Source organism: Brevundimonas sp. MYb52, assembly GCF_002979535.1.
Classification (GTDB): domain Bacteria; phylum Pseudomonadota; class Alphaproteobacteria; order Caulobacterales; family Caulobacteraceae; genus Brevundimonas.
This window is the reverse complement of the sequence record NZ_PCPB01000001.1, coordinates 344,174-362,521: the sequence shown is the minus strand read 5'-3', so window position 1 is coordinate 362,521 and position 18,348 is coordinate 344,174. Positions and strand designations below refer to the sequence as shown.

General features: G+C 66.4%; 15 protein-coding genes. 3 read left to right on the top strand and 12 right to left on the bottom strand.

Annotated elements, in window-relative coordinates:
• Nucleotides 1-11 precede the first annotated feature (11 nt).
• The gene (locus tag CQ039_RS16755) at nucleotides 12-1,385 is read left to right on the top strand and encodes an SMP-30/gluconolactonase/LRE family protein (protein WP_233190107.1); all 1,374 of its coding nucleotides are present in this window, start codon (nucleotides 12-14) and stop codon (nucleotides 1,383-1,385) included.
• Between the two features lie 704 nt (nucleotides 1,386-2,089).
• Here the strand turns inward: CQ039_RS16755 and CQ039_RS01710 are convergent.
• The 9 genes from CQ039_RS01710 to rhmD all read right to left on the bottom strand — a co-directional run bounded on the left by CQ039_RS01710 (nucleotide 2,090) and on the right by rhmD (nucleotide 12,653).
• Nucleotides 2,090-3,016 carry a hypothetical protein gene (locus CQ039_RS01710; protein ID WP_105562155.1) on the bottom strand — a complete coding sequence of 309 codons (927 nt, stop codon included), beginning with the start codon at nucleotides 3,014-3,016 and terminating at the stop codon, nucleotides 2,090-2,092.
• A gap of 152 nt (nucleotides 3,017-3,168) precedes the next feature.
• Nucleotides 3,169-4,437, bottom strand: coding sequence for a serine hydrolase (locus CQ039_RS01705; RefSeq protein ID WP_158255971.1), 1,269 nt, complete (start codon nucleotides 4,435-4,437; stop codon nucleotides 3,169-3,171).
• A gap of 175 nt (nucleotides 4,438-4,612) precedes the next feature.
• Complete coding sequence (locus tag CQ039_RS01700) at nucleotides 4,613-5,938, bottom strand: family 1 glycosylhydrolase (RefSeq protein ID WP_105562153.1); 1,326 nt, start codon at nucleotides 5,936-5,938, stop codon at nucleotides 4,613-4,615.
• 286 nt (nucleotides 5,939-6,224) lie between these two features.
• The gene (locus tag CQ039_RS01695; RefSeq protein ID WP_233190106.1) at nucleotides 6,225-7,472 is read right to left on the bottom strand and encodes a sugar MFS transporter; all 1,248 of its coding nucleotides are present in this window, start codon (nucleotides 7,470-7,472) and stop codon (nucleotides 6,225-6,227) included.
• Nucleotides 7,473-7,556: 84 nt separating this feature from the next.
• Entirely contained in the window at nucleotides 7,557-8,825 is a 1,269-nt protein-coding gene (locus CQ039_RS01690) for a sugar MFS transporter (protein WP_105562151.1), read from the bottom strand.
• A gap of 63 nt (nucleotides 8,826-8,888) precedes the next feature.
• Nucleotides 8,889-9,806 carry an amidohydrolase gene (locus tag CQ039_RS01685; RefSeq protein WP_105562150.1) on the bottom strand — a complete coding sequence of 306 codons (918 nt, stop codon included), beginning with the start codon at nucleotides 9,804-9,806 and terminating at the stop codon, nucleotides 8,889-8,891.
• An 11-nt stretch (nucleotides 9,807-9,817) separates the two neighbouring features.
• Nucleotides 9,818-10,567 (bottom strand): SDR family NAD(P)-dependent oxidoreductase, encoded by a 750-nt coding sequence (locus tag CQ039_RS01680; RefSeq protein ID WP_105562149.1) that lies wholly within the window; start codon nucleotides 10,565-10,567, stop codon nucleotides 9,818-9,820.
• Nucleotides 10,564-11,427 (bottom strand): fumarylacetoacetate hydrolase family protein, encoded by an 864-nt coding sequence (locus CQ039_RS01675; RefSeq protein ID WP_105562148.1) that lies wholly within the window; start codon nucleotides 11,425-11,427, stop codon nucleotides 10,564-10,566. Before CQ039_RS01675 ends, CQ039_RS01680 begins: the two co-directional genes overlap by 4 nt.
• Nucleotides 11,428-11,459: 32 nt before the next feature.
• Nucleotides 11,460-12,653 carry an L-rhamnonate dehydratase gene (gene rhmD / locus CQ039_RS01670; protein ID WP_105562147.1) on the bottom strand — a complete coding sequence of 398 codons (1,194 nt, stop codon included), beginning with the start codon at nucleotides 12,651-12,653 and terminating at the stop codon, nucleotides 11,460-11,462.
• A 520-nt stretch (nucleotides 12,654-13,173) separates the two neighbouring features.
• On the opposite strand from rhmD, the gene CQ039_RS01665 reads away from it, so the two are divergent.
• Both CQ039_RS01665 and lldD read left to right on the top strand, forming a co-directional pair.
• Nucleotides 13,174-13,950, top strand: a complete 777-nt coding sequence (locus tag CQ039_RS01665) for an SDR family NAD(P)-dependent oxidoreductase (RefSeq protein WP_105562146.1) — start codon at nucleotides 13,174-13,176, stop codon at nucleotides 13,948-13,950.
• Nucleotides 13,951-13,959: 9 nt separating this feature from the next.
• Nucleotides 13,960-15,105 carry an FMN-dependent L-lactate dehydrogenase LldD gene (lldD, locus tag CQ039_RS01660; protein ID WP_105562145.1) on the top strand — a complete coding sequence of 382 codons (1,146 nt, stop codon included), beginning with the start codon at nucleotides 13,960-13,962 and terminating at the stop codon, nucleotides 15,103-15,105.
• A 174-nt stretch (nucleotides 15,106-15,279) separates the two neighbouring features.
• Here the strand turns inward: lldD and CQ039_RS01655 are convergent, their stop codons facing one another.
• From CQ039_RS01655 to CQ039_RS01650, 3 genes are all read right to left on the bottom strand, one after another.
• On the bottom strand, nucleotides 15,280-16,890 hold the full coding sequence (locus CQ039_RS01655; protein WP_105562144.1) for a tannase/feruloyl esterase family alpha/beta hydrolase: 1,611 nt from the start codon (nucleotides 16,888-16,890) through the stop codon (nucleotides 15,280-15,282).
• 112 nt (nucleotides 16,891-17,002) lie between these two features.
• On the bottom strand, nucleotides 17,003-17,131 hold the full coding sequence (locus CQ039_RS16880; protein ID WP_255413081.1) for a hypothetical protein: 129 nt from the start codon (nucleotides 17,129-17,131) through the stop codon (nucleotides 17,003-17,005).
• Nucleotides 17,132-17,325: 194 nt separating this feature from the next.
• Complete coding sequence (locus tag CQ039_RS01650; RefSeq protein WP_233190105.1) at nucleotides 17,326-18,225, bottom strand: enoyl-CoA hydratase-related protein; 900 nt, start codon at nucleotides 18,223-18,225, stop codon at nucleotides 17,326-17,328.
• Between the last annotated feature and the right edge of the window lie 123 nt (nucleotides 18,226-18,348).

Below are 18,348 nucleotides of genomic sequence, written 5' to 3'. Positions count from 1 at the left end.
CCATTTTCGGGATGCTGATCACCACCGGCTTTCTCCCCACTGTTTGCTCACCGCTCCGAGGCCGGGCTGACCCCTGCGAAAACGCCCTGCCTTCACGCGCCAGCGGCGGTTTTCTCCGGAGCGATGCGGGCAAGGGCGACGGGCTGTGCTTCGGTCGCACTGCCGACGCCGCGACCTGGAACGAACGGCGGATGAAAGCCAAGGCGGCCGCGGTGATGGCCTGCGCCGATCAGGTCGGCGGAGACCAGTTGATGTCCGACGCCTGCGGTGTGCAGATCTTCAAAGAGCGTGCGCCGGCCGGCCAGAGGCGGCGCGTTGGCGACCCGCTGCAGGCGCACTATCCTTACGGCAGTGGTGCGTTTGCATGGACGAAAGCCCCATCAGCGTTCAGAATCCGTCGGCGCCACGGCCTTCCGCCATGGCGCTCTTTCCAGCCACAGGCCGGCGCCCGCCCGTTCCGCCCTCCGGGCGGGCACGGCCGCGCCCGAGCCAGAGCCGCCCTCTTCCGCGAGACCCTCATGTTTCAGTCCCGAGAGCCGACATTGATCTGGGATCTCCGCGCTCAGCTCGCCGAAGGTCCCGTCTGGATTGAAAGCGACCGCGCGGTCTGGTTCGTCGACATCAAGGGCAAGGCCCTGCACCGCTACGGCGTGGACGACGGGTCGAAGACCTCGTGGAGAGCGCCGGACCAGATCGGGTTCGCCCTCCCGGCCGAGGACGGCTCCCTGATCTGCGGCCTGCGCCAGGGTTTGCACCGCTTTGACCCCGCCACAGGCCGCTTTTCATTCCTGCAGACGATCGAGCCCGAGAGACCGCAGAACAGGCTCAATGACGGATTTGTCGGCCCGGACGGTCGTCTGTGGTTCGGATCCATGGACGACAGCGAACGAGAGGACAGCGGCGCCCTCTATGTCTGGGATCGCGGCGCGCTGACGCGCCATGACGACGGATACCGGGTCACCAACGGGCCGGCTATGAGCCCAGACGGCCGGACACTGTATTTCAACGACACCCTGGGACGCCGCATCTACGCCTTCGATCAAGACGCGGGCGGATTGTCGAACCGGCGCCTCTTCGCCGAACTCACGGAGGCCTATCCCGACGGCCCTTCCGTCGACAGCGACGGCGTGGTTCACGTCGGACTGTTCAACGGATCCGGCGTCGCGAGATTTTCGCCGGACGGCGCTCGCCTGGCCACGATCCCCTTGCCGGTCAGAACGGTGACGAAAGCCGTCTTCGGCGGCGACGACCTGCGCACCCTCTATTGCACCACGGCCTGGCTGGGTCAGGACGCCGCCGTCCGCTCGGCCCAGCCCTCGCTCGGCGGGCTGTACGCCGTCCGGGTCAAGACGCCCGGGCTCCCTCAATCCTTGATCCGCCTCTAGCGAACCATCCTGGCCGGGAGGATGGCTTTCTCCGCCTGCCCGGCGCGCCTGATCACGTCGGCGAGCGTTTACCCATATCGCTGGACGACGCGCGTCGCTGGTCCAGTCTGGAAATGAAATCCGGCGTCGGGGATCAGAGCTCTCGGGACCGCCTCCGTTGCGACTGGCCTCGCTTCGAGCCCGCCAATGGTTCTAGAGGCCGATTTCGAAACTGGTCTCAGGACGCGGCTGGACTTCTTCGACGATGGCGCCGTCTGCCACCCCGGCCAGGGTGAAGGCCTTCGAGCGGGCGTCTCGCGAGAACAGGCCAGGGATAAGGGCCGATCCCCGGCATGCCGTTCTCGGATTGCAGGGCCGCCTCCCCCCGAGGGGGATAGGGTTCGCAACCAGCGGCCCGTTTCCAGATCCGGCTCGATGAAGCCGTCAGGCCAGCGCCTGAACCTCCCACAGCCCTCCAGTATTGAAACCCTTGTCTGCCGCCCCGTTGCGAGGATTTGAGATCCGCGGCAAGCGCCAGATTGAAGTCGATCACGGTCGCGAGATAGGTCGTGGCGTGGTCCACCACGCCCCTCTCGGCGACGCGCTCGTCGCGGAGAGGGGCGTTGTGACGATCCAGACGCAGGGCGCGGAAGGGCTTGCGGACCCGACGGTAAAGGCGCCGTCGGCCTAGTCTCCGCACGACCCCGGGCTGCCCACCGAACCCCTCATGGGATGTTCGACAGGCTCATCGACCAGTTGCTGTCGGGAAGGAAGAACTCGCCAGAGGGCCTAAAGGCCGCATGGCCGTCCTCAGCGCCCTGCATCTGCCACATCAGCCACGCCGTCGAATAGCCGAGATAGGGATAGATTCCCTGGGCGCAGGGTTGGTCCCGGCATTCAGGGACGCCCGCAATGTCGGCGTGTCGGGCATGGGTGAGCAAGGCAAAGGCCTTGGGCGCCGAGTCCGGCACCGGGTCGTACCAGTCGGGCTTGCCGGAATCCGGGACACTGGTCCACTGGAAGATGGGCGCGGTCACCGTCGTTCCGGCGTAGGCGTTCGGGTGAACGTCGCAACACCAGTTGGCGAACCAGCCGGGCGCCGTGTGGAACCCCATGTAGGTTGTGAACAGGGGGCTACGGTGCACATGGAGGCTGGTGATCGCGGATCCACCCTGGGAATGGCCGACAGCGGCAAAGCGCGAGGAATCGATCCTGTCGTGGAAGACGCTGGAAGGGGTTTGGGACTGGGCGATCAGATAGCGGGCGGCGTCCGCTGTCGTGGCGCCGTCTTTCGTGCTGCTGTCGCGCGCGGCGATGATGACAAAACCCCATGACGCGAGATGCTTCAGATAGGAGGCGTAGACTTCCGGCTGCTGCCCGGATCCGTTGGCCCAGCTGATCGCGGGGTGGCGGAACCCGCTCTGGAGGCCGGTGATGGGGTTTCTTCCAAGTTCAGCGGGGTACCAGAGGTCACACAGATTGTTTTCCCGGTCACAAGGCGCGTCCGACACGGCGTGAACCACGGTCCAGGGGCCCTCGGCCTGGTATTTCGCTTCTATCGGCCCCTTGGTCTCATAAGCCGGGGCGGGCCGCGACGCAGCGCAACCCAGCAAGACAAAGGACGCCAGGGTCGCAATCAGGGGTTTCAACATCACATCATCCTTGAGCGGAGCGCCGGATTGGCGGGAATGTCCGGCGCGCAGGGGCGTCTACGCCATTATCGCTGACCATTAGGCGCGCCCGGCCCTGGCCTGAGCACGGGCTGGCCCCGATCGCCTTTGATCCCTGCTGATCAGCAGCGGCTTCAATCGACAACAGCGCTGCGGACGGCGAGCTGGAACTCGCGTTGAACGTCCGCATCGGGAAAACTCATCATGAGCGTCGCCGCAACATCCAGCGCCGGGTCGGTCCAGGTCATGGTTCCGAAGGCGCCCTGCCAACCATAGGCTCCGTTGGCCCGAGGCAGTTTGACCGCCTTGGCGGAGTCCAGCACGATTTGCACCAGGACGCCGAAACCCAGCCCCTGTTCGTCGCCGTCGAAACCGGAATAGAGGTTACCGATCAGGTTCGAGTGCATCAGCGCGACGGCCTCACGGCTCAGGATGCGCCGCCCGTGGATCGCGCCCTCGTTGAGCAGCATGGTCTGAAAGAGCAGATAGTCCCGGGCCGTGCTGATGAGACCGAAGCCTCCAGGCTTGTACGGCGAAGGCTCTCCGTTGAATCCCGCGAACCCCATCGGGACCCATCCTTCGCCACCCGGCTTGAACAGCTTCGCCTGGCGAGACCGCTGCTCGTCCATGGGAACATAGGTGGTGTCGGTCATGCCGACAGGATCGAAGATGTGGTCCTGCAGGTAGAGATCATAGGACTGGCCTGAGGTGATCTCGACCACGCGGGCCAGCACGTCCGCGCCGGTGAGCGGGGAATATCCCCACCGGGACCCTGGTTGGAAAGCCAGCACCAAATCTGAAAACCTGGGGACCGCCTCGCCAAGCGTCTCTCCGGGTTCACGGCGCGGGAAGGCGTTAAGGCCGGAGGTGTGGGTAGCGAGGTCCTTGATGGTGATCTCGCGCATCTGCGGTTCGAGCTGATCGTCGGTATAGTCCGAGCCCCAGGCCGGGGGCGCGACGCCTGCCTTGACCACCCCCCGGAAGGTTTTCAATTCCGGGATGAACTTCGAGATGGGATCGTCCAACCGGACGCGTCCCGCATCGATCTGCTGGAGCAAGGCCACGGCGGTGACCGGCTTGGTGGACGACATCATCGGAAACGTCGAATCCAGTCGCATGGCGACGCCCGCCGAGGGATCCGACTGGCCGTAGGCCTGGAACTGCACCAGCCGGTTGTGACGAGCAATGGCGGTGACCGCCCCCGGGATTTTCTTTCGCGCGATGAAGTCGTTCATCATGGCGTCAATGGCCTTCAGCCGAGCGGCCGACATGCCGACATGCTCGGCGGGTGCGGCAGGAACGCCCGGCACAGCGAGGCCCGGACGCGGGGTCGCCCATGCGGGTTGAGACAGGGCTGCCGCCCCCAGGCCCGCCAACAGGGCGCGTCGATCAAGATTAATCACGTCGTCTCCAAAGGGATCTGGCTTGTTAACGACCTGGCGTCCGCTGATCCTTGAGGGCCGCGACGCCTTCAGGACCGCCAGGGTCTCCTTGCACGGGACTGTCGGTCGCTTGCGGTTGTTCCTGTGTCGACAGATCGCCACCGACCCCCGCGATCTTGCTAGGCGACCGTCCGTTTCAAACGGCGTTTCTGCGTGCGATTGCGCCGAAGACGCTCGCACTCGGCTTGGGTGTTCGAACGAAGGTCTCCCGATCGACCGCCACCAGGCCATACTGGTGGGTGTAGCCGTAGATCCACTCGAAATTGTCGAGCAGGGTCCAGTGGACGTAGCCGATCAGGGGAACGCCCTCGTCCAAAGTCTTCCTGAGCTCGGCCAGAGCCAGCGGAATATTGCGAGCCCTCACCGCATCCTCATGGGTGTTGAAGCCGTGCTCGGTCACCATGATCGGAAGACCGGTCTTCTCGTGGGCGTAACGCACGACATTGGCCACGGACTCCGGTACGATCAGGAGGTTGCTGGCGTTCCGGTCGCCCTCGCCCTGAAGCTCGACCTTGCCCGAGGCGTCCCACCTCGCCTGCTCGTAGTTTTGCACGCCGAGAAAATCATCGCCTTTGACCGCTTCGAGCCACCGACCGCTCTGCTCCTCGCGCTTGGCCATATAGATGCTGCCAGGTCCGGCAGGCTGATCATCGACGATGGCCAGGCTCAGGCCGACGGGAAGATCGGATCGGACAGCCTTGATGGCCGCCCTGCCCTGCTGGTGCGCAGCGATCATGTTGGTGGTCATCGCCTCCACGTCGTCGACGGCGATCGTGTTGCCGGCGACGAACTGGTCACTGCCGATCGCCCGTGCGGCGGCGGCGTTCATCAGCTTGATATAGCCTGTGACCTGTTCGAGCTGGGCCGCGGGAACGGCGTTCTGCAGGACACGGATCAGATTGGGCTCGTTGAGGGTCGTGGCGTATCCGATGTCCGCCGCCAGATGTCGCGCCGCCCGGTCGCAGAATGTCGCAAACCGGCCGACGGAGTCCGGATTGGTCCAGGCGCCCATGCCGGCGAACCACCTCGGGGTCGTGAAGTGGTTGAAGGTCACCATCGGGGTCAGGCCGCGCTCACGGCAACCCTCGACGATACGCTTGTAGTGATCGAGCATGGCGACCGAAAACTGACCGGGATCGGGTTCGATCCGGCCCCACTCCAGACTGAACCGGTAGGTGTTCAGACCCATCGCCTTCACGATGTCGAGGTCTTCAGCCCAGAGCTCGAAACTGTTGTTGGCGTCTCCGGAGCGTTCCCGGTAGATCGACGGCTTGACGTTCTCCGAGACCCAGGTGTCCGAGTTCACGTTATTGCCCTCGACCTGGTAGGCCGCCGTCGCCGCCCCCCACAGGAAGCGATCGGGAAAGGCTCCCGACTGGCGCCCTGCCGAGAAGGCGGCGCCGGCGCCGCCCAGAGTCGGGATCAGGGCGCCTGCAGCAAGGAGGCTTCTACGGTCAATCATGATGAGTCCTTCGGAAGTGCGGCACAGGCATCGGGTGTTCTGGCGACCGACCGTCGATTGGCCCCAAGTCACGCGATTGGCATCGAACCATGTCCTGACAACGATTTCAACGCTTCGTGGGCGAAGGGCTCCCCGCGGGCGTCCGCGCGATGAATCCGTCCGGCCGCCCCTCCAGTCACGGCGCGCCGCCGCCCTCGGGCAGGGCCGAGAACGAGCACGGGGACGCCTCCACGCGGGGTGGTCGCGCGGGCCCGATGCGCCGTGATGGGGCGTCGGGGCGGTCGGCCTAGTGCCCCGCGATCACGGCATCGACGCCCTCGGTCGGCGGCGTCCGAAAGGCGGCGATCGCGAATATCGCCAGGATCGCATAGCCCGCCAGCGGGACGAAGAAGGCCAGGTTCAGGTTGCCGGCCGTCGCGTCCGCGACCGCGCCGGCCAGCAGCGGAAGCATGGCGCCGCCGATAATGCCGAAAACCAACAGTCCGGAGGTGGCCGCAGCCGGCGCGCGGGCGCGTTCCAGGGTGAGGGTGAAGATCGTGGGGAACATGATCGAGTTGAACAGGCCGATCGCGAGCGCCGCATAGCCGGCCGTCGCGCCCGACGTCTGGGTCACGACAAGACACAGGCCGGCCGCCAGCACCGTGCAGACGGCAAGCACCAGAGCGGCCGGGGTCTTCGTCAGAATGGCGCTGCCGATAAACCGCCCGACCATGGCCCCGCCCCAATAGAGGGCCACCATCTTGCCCGCCTGCTCCAGCGGGATGTCCAGAGTTTCCGGGCTGGCCAGGAAGTTGGTCAGGGTGGACCCGATCGCAACCTCCGCTCCGACGTAGAAGAAGATGGCGACGGCGCCGAACACCGCCCAGGGCGATCGGAACGCGGACCAGATGGGCGCCCGAACCGCTTCGACCTGCCGGGGAACGGCCGCGTCGATCGTCCGACGCGCGGAAAAGAGGCCGACGGCCACGAGGGCGAAGACCCCGCCGAGACCCAGGAATGCGAGATCGATGGCGCGCAGGGACTCCATCCGCGTGGCGACGGTGACGGTGGCTCCTGCGGCGAAAACGCCGCCGGTCAGAAGAAGATGCGATCCCAGCCAAGGCCCCAGCGTCGTCCCCAGGGCGTTGAACGCCTGGGAGAAGTTGAGCCGGAAGTGAGAACTCGCCCTGGAGCCGAGGGCGACCACCAGGGGGTTGGCCGCCACCTGCAGCAGCGTCACGCCCGAAGCGATCACGAAAAGGGCGATCAGTATGCCCGGGTACCAATCCAGCGCGGTCGCGGCGGGAACGATGAGACAGCCCGTCACCATGGTCGCCAAAGCCAGGAGGATCGCACGGCTGTAGCCTAGACGGGCGACAAGACCTGCCGCCGGGAAGGATGCGACGCCATAGGCGATGAACCAGGCGGACGTCGTCAGGAACGCCTCCGTGTAGCTGAGATCGAAGACCCGCCTGACCGCCGCGATCAGCGGGTCGATCAGGGAGGTGGCGAACCCCCAGGCGAAGAACAGGGTGGTGACATAGCCAAAGGCCATCCTGTGGCCCTGTGACGGACGGGACGATGATGCGGGCATGGCGGGGATCCGTGTGTGACTGAGGGTCGCTTAGGCGCGGCGGGGCTAGCCCCTCGCCAGCCCGGTGTGGGTGAGGCCGGCGCCCTTCCAGCCGTACCAGGCGACCACGGCGAAGCAGGCGGCGGGCAGCAGGAAGGCGACGTTGGCGCCGTAGAGGTCGGCCAGCTTGCCCATGGGCCAGGGCAGCAGGACGCCGCCGCCGATGGCCATGACCATGAGGGACGACGCCTTCTTGGTTCCGGCGCCCAGGCCGGTGGTACCCAGGGCGAAGATGGTGGCGAACATGGTCGACATGAAGAAGAAGACGGCGATCAGGGCGATGGGCGACACCTTGTCGATGCCGGCCGCGACCACCAGGGTCAGCGCGACGTTGATGACGCCATAGGTGGTCAGCAGGACGCGCGGCTTGACCTTGAGCAGCAGGCCCGTGGCGGCGAAGCGTCCGACCAGATAGCCGATGGCCGCCAGCGACAGCATGAAGGCGCCCTGCTGCGAGCTGAGGCCCGCCCAGTTGTGGGTCACCAGATTGATGAAGTAGGCGCCGATGCCGACCTGGGCGCCGATATAGAGGGCCTGTGTCACCACGCCCGCGATGAAGTGGGGCTGTTGCGACAGGGGCTTGGCCGGGGCGTCGCCGGCGACGGCGTCGCCGTGGTCGGACAGGCCGGTTTCCGGCAGGCGGGCGCGCCAGACGACGGCGGCGAAGATCAGGACCGCGACGGCGATCAGGCCATAGACGATCTGGATCGAGCGCGTGGCGCCGCCCAGGGCTTCGGTGGTCGAGGGGCTGAAGAAGACCGCGCCGCCGATCATCGGGCCGATGAAGACGCCCAGGGCGTTGAACGACTGGGCCAGGTTCAGGCGCTGCGAGGCCTTGGCCGGATCGCCCAGGACGTTGACATAGGTGTCCGCCGAGGTCTCCAGCACGCAGAGGCCCGCCGCCAGCACGAACATGGAGCCGACGAAGGGCAGGAAGCTGCCGGCGTCAGCCGCCGGAATGAACAACAGGGCGCCGAACGCCGTCAGGGCCAGGCCCGAGACGATGCCGAACTTGTAGCCGCGCGCATTCAGCAACATGCCGGCGGGCAGGCTGAGCAGCAGATAGGCGCCGAAATAGGCGATCTGCAGCCAGGAGCTGTCGGCCTGGCTGATGCTCAGGGTCTCCTGGAAATGCTTGTTCAGCACGTCCAGCAGACCATAGGCCAGACCCCAGATCAGGAAGCAGCCGATGGCGAAGGCCAGAGGGCCGCGCAGGTTTCCTGCGGGCATGGCGAGGCCTCCGGGCGTGTGGGCGGCGTCGGTTTCGATACTCATGGCGTCCTCTTGGGCTTCCTCGAGGCCGGCGCCGTCTTGATGCGGGCTCGGCGAATGATGGGGTCAGATGCGGTAGATCGCCTCGGCGTTGGCGGCGAACAGACGGTCGCGCTCATCGGCCGAGAAGTCGGCGGTGATCGCGTCGAAGGCGGAGTAGAAGGCGTCGAAGGTTCCGTGCACACGCTCGACCGGGAAGTCGGAGGCGAACATGGCGCGGTCGATCCCGAACGCGTCGATGCACTCCAGCACGATCGGGCGAAGGCTATCCGGCGTCCAGGCGCGGTCGGTGATGCCGAGGCCGGAAATCTTGATCGAGACCTGGGGCTGGGCCGCAAGCAGGCGCAGGCCGGTGCGCCAGCGCGCCATCCCCGCTTCGTCCCGGTCGGTCGGCAGGCCGGCGTGGTTGACGATCATCGGCACGTCGGGAAGGCGCGAAGCCACAATCGCCGCCGTCGCCATCTGCGAAGGATAGAGCTGCAGGTCGAACGACAGGCGGCGCCGGGCCAGCTTGCCCAGCCCCGCCACCCAGGCCGGATCACGCAGTCGGTCGCGGTCGGTGTAGGTCTTGAGCGGATCCTCATGCCAGCAGACGATCTGGCGCACGCCGCGCACGTTCGGACGGGCGGCGTGCGCCTCCAGGTGGGCGTCGAGATCAGGATCCTGCAGGTCAACACCGGCGACGATGCCCTGGGGCTGACCCGCATGAGGCTGGGCGCCGCTATCGGCCATGGCCTGCAACCAGTCGGTCTCGGCCAACTGTTGGCCGATCGGCTGTCCGGCCTCGACGTGGACGATCTTGTCCACGCGCCAGTTCGTCGTGTCGGCCAGATAGTCTTTCAGCAGGTAGTCGCGGTGCGCGATCGGGGACATGTCCCCTGCCGGATTGTTCGGCAGGGGATGGTCCTGCAGCCAGCCGTAGCGGGCGCGCGACAGGTCCCACAGGTGGACGTGCGGATCGACGATGCGAAGGTCCCCGCCCACCTGTCGTGACCCTAGTAGGTGGTGCGTCCGCCGGACGTATCGAACGTCGAGGCGGTGGTGAAGCTGCACTCTTCCGAAGCCATGAAACAGACCATGGCGGCGCTTTCGTCGACGACGCCCAGCCGCCCCATGGGGATCTTCGACTTCATGAAGTCGACCTGACTTTGAGGCATCTGGGCCAGAATCGGGCTTTCGAAGACGGCCGGGGTCAGGCTGTTGGCGATGACGCCCTTGCCGGCCAGTTCCTTGCCCAGCGACTTGGTGAAGCCGATCACGCCGGCCTTGGACGCCGAATAGGCCGAGGCGTTGGGATTGCCCTCCTTGCCCGCGACCGAGGCCACGTTGACGATGCGGCCATAACCCTGGGCGAGCATGTAAGGCACCACGGCCCGACTGCAGTAGAAGACCCCGTTCAGGTTGATGTCGACGACGCGCTTCCAGCTGTCGATCGGGAACTCGTGCACCGGCACGGTCGCGCCGGTGATGCCGGCCGAGGCGACCAGGATGTCGATCTTGCCCAAGGCCTCGTTCGCGGCCCGCGCGGCCGAGACGACAGCCTCCGGGTCCGACACGTCCAGCGCTACGAAGTGGGCGGCTCCGATTTCCTCGGCCGCCGCCTGCAGGGTTTCCGGGTTCATATCCCATAGGGAGACCCGGCCGCCTTCGGCCATGATACGAATGGCCGATGCCTTGGCCAGACCCGAGGCCCCGCCGGTCAGGACAGCCGTGCGACCCGCGAAACGTCCAGGATAAACGCTCATGCCGCATCCTTCCGCGTCCAGGCCACGAAGGTCTGGCCCTGCTCACCCAGTTTTTCGATGCCAAGGCGGACGGTGTCGCCCGCCTTGAGGTACCAGGGCTCCGGTTTCTGACCGAGACCCACGCCCGGCGGCGTGCCTGTGGTGATCAGGTCGCCCGGCTCCAGCGTCATGAACTCCGACAGGTAGGAGACGATTTCGGCCACGCCGAAGATCATGGTCCGGGTGTTGCCGGTCTGGACGCGCTGGCCGTTGACGTCGAGCCACATGTCCAGGTTCTGGACGTCGCCCACTTCATCGGAGGTGACCAGCCAGGGGCCCACGGGGCCGAAGGTGTCGCAGCCCTTGCCCTTGTCCCAGGTCCCGCCACGCTCGGTCTGATAGGCGCGCTCGGACACGTCGTTGATCAGAACGTAGCCGGCGACGTGATCGAGCGCCTCGTCCTTCGTCACATAGGAGGCGGTCTTGCCGATAACGACGCCGAGTTCGACTTCCCAGTCTGTCTTCAGCGATCCGCGCGGAATGACGACGTCGTCGTTCGGCCCGTTCAGGCAGGAGATGGCCTTGGTGAAGACGACGGGCTCTTCGGGAATCGGCAGGTTGGACTCGGCGGCGTGGTCGGCGAAGTTCAGGCCGATGGCGATGAATTTCCTTGAGCCAAAAAGAGGCACGCCCAGCCGCGGATCCCCATCCACGACCGGAAGGGTCGCAGGATCGATCGCGGCCAGGCGCGCCAGGTTCTCCTGGCTCAGGATCGCAGGAGTGAGGTCCGGGACGATGCCCGAGAGGTCGCGAATTTGTCCGCCCGCGTCGAGCAGACCGGGCTTTTCCTGACCCTTGGGGCCATATCGGAGCAGTTTCATCGAGGCAGGTCTCTCTGGAGAAGTTGAGGCGCCTAGCGCGCGTAAGGTCGGTGCAGGGCGATGTCGCGGTTCAGCTCGACGCCGAAGCCGGGGCTGTCGGGAACCTTGAGCCGGCCGTTCACAGGCACGGGCTCGCCGATCAGTTGTGGATGGAACATGGGCGCCACCTCGTCGGCGCCGGGGGCCATCATCAGGAACTCCGCGAACGGGCTGTTATGGCGCGTCACGACGAAGTGGTAGGAATAGACAGACGAGCCGTGCGGGATCATCAGCACGCCCTTGGCGTCGGCCAGGGCGGAGATCTTGATCAGTTCGGTCACGCCGCCGCACCAGCCCACGTCGGGCTGGATGATGTCGCAGCATTCCATTTCCAGCAGCATGCGGAAGCCCCAGCGGGTGGCCTCGTGCTCGCCGGTGGTGACCAGCATCCCCTTGGGCGCGTTCTTCTTCAGCGCCTGGTAGCCCCAGTAGTCGTCGGGGCTGAGGGCCTCCTCGATCCACTTGAGGCCCAGCTTGTGGGCTTCGTGGGCGAGGCGGGTGGCGTAGTTCAGGTCCAGCGCCATCCAGCAGTCGAACATCAGCCAGAAGTCGTCGCCGCAGGCGTTCCGCATGGCCTCAAGCTCGGCCAGGTTCTTGCGTAGGCCTTCTTCACCTTCGGCCGGGCCGTGGTGCAGGGGCATCTTGCCGCCGATGAAGCCCAGCTCCTTCGCCTTATCCGGCCGTGCGCCGGTGGCGTAGAAGGTCAGCTCGTCGCGCACCGGTCCGCCGAGCATGGCGAAGACCGGCTCCTGACGCAGGCGGCCCAGCAGATCCCACAGCGCCAGGTCGACCCCGGAGATGGCGTTCACCACCAGACCCTTGCGGCCGTAATACTGGGTCGAGAAATACATCTGGTCCCAGATCTTCTCGACCTCGGACGGATCGCGCCCTTCCAGGAAGCGGGCCAGATGTTTCTCGACGATATAGGCGGCGGGTTCGCCGCCGGTCGTCACCGCGAAGCCGACCACGCCGTTGTCGGCCTCGATCTCGACCACCAGGGTCCCCAGCACATTGATGCCGAAGCTGCGGCGGCTCTGGCGGTACTCGGGGTACTTGGCCATCGGCGTGGCGATGTGGTCGTCGATCCAGTGGCCATCGCCCTGGTCGTGATAGTCGGCGCCGCCGCCCGTACCGTCGTTCTTCACGACGAAGGCGCGGACGTGCTTGATCCTAGGGAGTTGCCCCATCTGTCTTAATCTCCCCGCCTCGACGGCCGTCGCTGACACCCGGATTTGCGTGTCGCGTTCGATGCGCTTCCGCTTAGGACCCAGCGGATCGCGGCCTTCGCCACACGCCTAGCCGGTCACAGAAAACGTTGTCAAGCGCGGGCGATGTCGTCATGAGACAGGAATGCGACCGCGAAACGACGACCAAGGATGCAAACCGCCAATCCAGCGCCCCTCCCCGGCCCCCGGGCGACAAGATCGCCCGATCGCGGCCGATACACCTCACCGCGCGCAGGTCTGTCTGCGGGCCGTCAGACGGCCGTGCCGAGGCCTGGACTTGCCGGATACGATCGCGACCGGCCTGTCATCGCTTGCGCAGGGCGGCGCCGCCCGTACGCGACGCGGCGGGACGGGCGCGTCATCACGGCGGCCTGCGTGTCCGCCGCCGCCCCGGTGGAACGCCCTCGGAGCGGCGCCGCAAGGATCAGCCGCGCCTTGGGACAAGCTTTGAACCCGACATCAATCGAGGACCGAACAGAAGATGCTGCTTGAAAACAAGGTCGTCCTGATCACCGGCGCATCGCGGGGTATCGGACGGGCGACGGCGATCGAGGCCGCACGCCAGGGCGCGAACGTCGCCATCAACACCTTCCGCGACGACGCTGTCGCCGCTGAGGTCGTGGCCGAGATCGAAGCGCTGGGCCGCAAGGCCATTGTGGTCGACGCCGACGTGGCCCTGCCGGAAAGTGCGACCGCCTTCGTCCACGCGGCCGTCGAGGCCTTCGGGCGCGTGGACGCCTTCGTCTCCAACGCCGGCGTCTGCCCCTTCCACGCCTTCCTCGACATGCCGGTCGAGACCCTGCGTCGGACGATGGAGGTCAACCTGCACGGCGCCTACTTCATGACCCAGGCGGCGGCCAACCAGATGGTCAGGCAGGGCCCAGATGCTCAAGGAAGAGGCGGCGCCATCGTCGCCATCAGTTCGATCTCGGCCCTGGTCGGCGGCGAGATGCAGACCCACTACACCCCGACCAAGGCGGGGGTGCACAGCCTGATGCAGTCCTGCGCCGTGGCGCTGGGCCGGCATGGCGTCCGCTGCAACTCGGTTCTGCCGGGCACCATCGCCACCGACATCAACAAGGACGATCTGGCCGATCCGGCCAAGCGCCAATACATGGAAGGCCGTATCCCGTTGGGCCGTCTGGGCAGGCCGGAAGACATCGCCTCCGTCGTCGCCTTCCTGGCCTCGGACATGGCCGGCTATATGTCCGGCGCGGCGCTGCTGGTCGACGGCGGCGCCTTCGCCAACTTTCAGTAGGACCGGCGCATGATCATCTCATCGCCAGGCGATTACCGCGAGGCCGCGCGGCGCAGGTTGCCGCCCTTCCTGTTCCACTACATCGACGGCGGCGCCTATGCCGAGCAGACCCTGCGCCGCAACGTCGAGGACTGGCAGGCCATCGGCCTGCGCCAGCGGGTGCTGGGCGGCGTCGGCGAGATAGACCTGACGACGCGGCTGTTCGACGAGACCCTGAGCCTGCCAGTCATCCTGGCGCCCGTCGGCCTGACCGGCATGTACGCCCGGCGCGGCGAGGTCCAGGCGGCGAAGGCGGCGGCCTCGCGCGGCCTGCCCTTCACCCTGTCCACCGTTTCGGTCTGTCCGATCGAGGAGGTGGCGCCGGCCATCGACCGGCCCATGTGGTTCCAGCTCTATGTCTTGCGCGACCGGGGCTTCATGAGGAATGCGCTGGAGCGGGCCAAGGCGGCGGGGGTGAAGACCCTGGTCTTCACCGTCGACATGCCCACGCCCGGCGCCCGCTATCGCGACGCCCATTCCGGCATGAGCGGTCCCAATGCCGAGATCCGCCGCATGGTCCAGGCCATGACCCATCCGGCCTGGGCCTGGGACGTGGGTGTGCGGGGCGCGCCGCATGATCTGGGCAATGTCTCGGCCTATCTGGGCAAGCCGACGGGCCTGGCCGACTACATCGGCTGGCTGGGCGCCAACTTCGACCCGTCGATTTCGTGGAAGGATCTGCAATGGATCCGCGATTTCTGGGACGGCCCGATGATCATCAAGGGCATCCTGGACGCCCAGGACGCCCGTGACGCCGTCAGCTTCGGCGCCGACGGGATCGTGGTGTCGAACCACGGCGGGCGTCAGCTGGACGGGGTGATGTCTTCGGCTCGCGCCTTGCCTGCTATCGCCGAGGCGGTGAAGGGCGATCTGAAGATCCTGGTCGACTCCGGTATTCGCAACGGCCTGGACGTGGTCCGCGCCATCGCCCTGGGCGCGGATGCGGTGATGCTGGGCCGCGCCTTCGTCTATGCCCTGGCGGCGGGCGGACAGGCAGGCGTGGAAAACCTGCTCGACCTGTTCGAGAAGGAAATGCGCGTCGCCATGACCCTGACGGGAACATCGTCGCTCAAAGGCCTCGACAGGGACATCTGCGCCTCCGCCCAAGTCCCGTAGCGCTCGACGACCGAGAAACAGCGGCTTCGCCGAAATCGCCCCCTCATGATCGGCATGGCCACTGTTCAAAACGAGCTCCGCCGGGGCTGCCGCCAGAGCCGTCAACCGAAACGGCGAGCGGCGGCGTTCGAGTGAACGCCGCCTCCCTGTCGAAACCACATTATGAAAGGTGGATCAGCGGCAGACGAAGTTCTCTTCCTCGTCCGTAGACCCGGAGCCTTTATACTCGGCATTGCGCGGCCAGGCGCAGAGGGGTCGGGTCCGAATGACATTGGCGGGCTGACCGGTGAAACGGGCGACCGGGTTGTCGAACTTGGACGCGACGAGCCGTTCGGGGGCGACGTTTGTGGAATGCCAGGCGTCGATGGCCCCCAGGTAGTCGACCGAGTCCGGGCCCTTGCCGCCGTTGCAGTGGGCCACGCCGGGCAGCATGAACAGCCGCATGCCATTTCTCGCCGCCGGACCGGAGGCCGCCTGGGCCCGTCCGAAATAGTCGATCGTTTCGCCCGGCGGGATCGCCGCGTCGTCCCATCCTTGATAGAAGAGGAGCTTACCCCCCTTCGACAGGAACGGCCTCAGGTCCGTCTCGTCTGCATCGATCACCGCGCCGACCCGGGTTTGTCCTGCCGTGTAGTCGCGAGGGATCTGGAAGCCGTCAAGCGGCCAGTCTTTGTCCTCGTAGACGAAATTGCGATAGAAATCGGCGGCCATGCCGGCCGACAGGGCGGTCTTCGCTGTCACCCAGGCCTTCCACTCGTATTCGCCTCCAGGCGTCAGTCCCGCCATGACCCGGCGGCCATCCGGGGCGTAGACGCCGCGGTAAAGCGTGCGGACCGCGGCGACCTCGTCCGCCGTGAGGCATTCGGCGCTGACCTGGCCATCGCAAGCCATTTCGGCGGGGTCGAAGCGGCACTCGGCGGGACGCGAGACGAGCCCGTCCTTGACGCCGTCGCCCTCGTCGCAGCGCGCGAGGACACGCTCCCGGATCGCGGAGAATTTGGCGCCGAGGTCCGGCGCGCCGCCGACCGTTTGCGTGTAGGAAGCAAACCCCGCCATGATCGAGGTGTAGTGCGTGGCGGGAGCGCCGACCACGATGGCGTCGTAGTCGTCGGGATAGCGCTGCGCCATCATCAACGCGTCACGCCCACCGGTAGAGCACCCATGGAAGAAAGCGTTGACGACCGGCGCGGCGTAATATTCCTGCGAAACGGCCCTGCCGACCACAGAAGCGAGATGATTGGCGCGATAGCCCCAGTCGACGATCCGCTCCGGTTGACCTGCCGCCCAGTCTGCGCGACCGCTGGCGTCATGGCCGGCGTTGGTCGCGATCGCCGCATAGCCCTTGGCGGCGGGCCCGCTGAGTGAGAGAATCGCGCCGTGCAGGCCGCCGTCGAAGCCTCCGCCGCCCTCGGCCATCATTTTCCCGTTCCAAGTGGTGGGCAGCCACACCACCATCTTGATCGACGATCCCGCCACGGGTTCGATCGTGAGCAAAACCTGGCAGAACGTCGCCCGGCTCGGCACGTTGAACGGCTTTATGGGCTGACCTGTCTCCATGTAGGCGGCAGAGGTGACCGTAGCGCCGCCGATCGTTTTCCCGGACAGGTTCGCGCAGCGTTCCGGATCCCCTGAGATCGGCGCCGACGCAGCGGACAGCCTCCCGATCGCCGTTGGCGAGAGGATGGTGGGCGCAGGCCCGCGGCCGAGCGGCGCGCAGCCGGTGACGGCCAGCTGGCCAACGGCGGCGAGCGACAGGGCGACGCCGGACCTCAGGTGAAGCTTCATCGATTGTCTCTCCGCACTGTGAAGGCCCTGTTGCAGGGGGTTGGTCTTGAGCCGAAGCCAGCCGGTAGTGGCGGCGCCAGGACGTGTTCAGACGTCCGCCGCCCGCTCCAGGTCAGGCCAGCAGGACATCCACATGCATCCGCGCCGCGGCCGTTTGCGCGCGAGCGGCGGTCGTGGCGAAAACTGCGATGACGGCGGCGCCACAGCAGAGCTGCGACCGGCTCAGTGCGGATCGTCTCATGGATGTCTCTCCTGGATGCCGATCCTCGTCGACGAATGTTTGACGGAGGTGCGCCATGAGGCGCCCTCGCTGTCTCCGCAGCAAGGAAAGACTAGTATAGAAAACGTTGTCTGCAACTCCCTTTGTGCGAGCGAGCGCCGCAGGCCGGGGCGGCCGGGGTCCAGGCTGACCACGCCCCTGTTGACGCAGGCCTTTCAGCCCGTCGGGAGACGTGTCGGCTGAAACAGCCCGCCCAAGGACGCCGGGATGTCCGACGCCTTGTGACTGAACCTGGGCGTGCGTTTCTCAAGGAAGGCGGCCACGCCCTCGCGACCGTCTGTCAGGCTCATTTCGAACATGGCGAGGGATTCGATCAGATGCGCCTCGCGTGGACCGCCGCCATCGGCGTTGCGCCGCAGCATCTGGCGGGTCAAGGCGACGGCCGCCGGGGACCTTCCGGCGAACAGGCTCCGAGCGAAGGCCTCTGCCGCGGCCAAGAGTTCGTCAGGCGCGTGGACCGACCGCACCAGTCCTGCCTGCAACGCCGCATCCGCACCGAAGACCTCTCCGGTCAGGCACCACTCCAGCGCCCTCTGATGCCCCACGATGCGGGGGAGAAACCACGTCGAGCACGCCTCGGGAACGACTCCCAGCCTGGAGAAGACGTAGCCGAAGCGGGCCTCTGTGGAGGCGAGCCTGAAATCCATGGCCAGGATCATGGTGGCGCCGACGCCGACCGCAACGCCGTTGATGGCGGCGACGACCGGTTTGCGACATTCGTCGATCGCGAGCGCGACGCGCCCGCCCTTGTCGCGTATCGAGCCGACGACATAGGGGTCCTCGAACTTCGTCTGGAGCAAGGCCAGGTCCGGCCGGGCGGTTTCGTCCAGGGCGAAGACGTTGCCGGGGCGCGTCAGATCCGCGCCGGCGCAGAAGGCTCGCCCCTCCCCCGTGACGAGCACCGCTCGCACCTCATCGTCCGAGTCGGCCGCCCGGAAGGCCGCCTCGAGGTCGTCGCCCATCGCCTCGTCGAAGGCGTTGAGCTGGTCGGGTCGGTTCAGACGGATCCAGAGCAGGCCGTCGTCCAGCTCAATCTTCAGCATCACTTCCTCCACGGTTTCGGCTCAGCGAGCCTCGCGCAATAACGGCGACAGACCGATCATGACAACGATTTCATTCGACACCCCGCAGTTTCCTTGGGATGACCTCCGCCGACACAGCTCGAGGCGCGGCCCGCC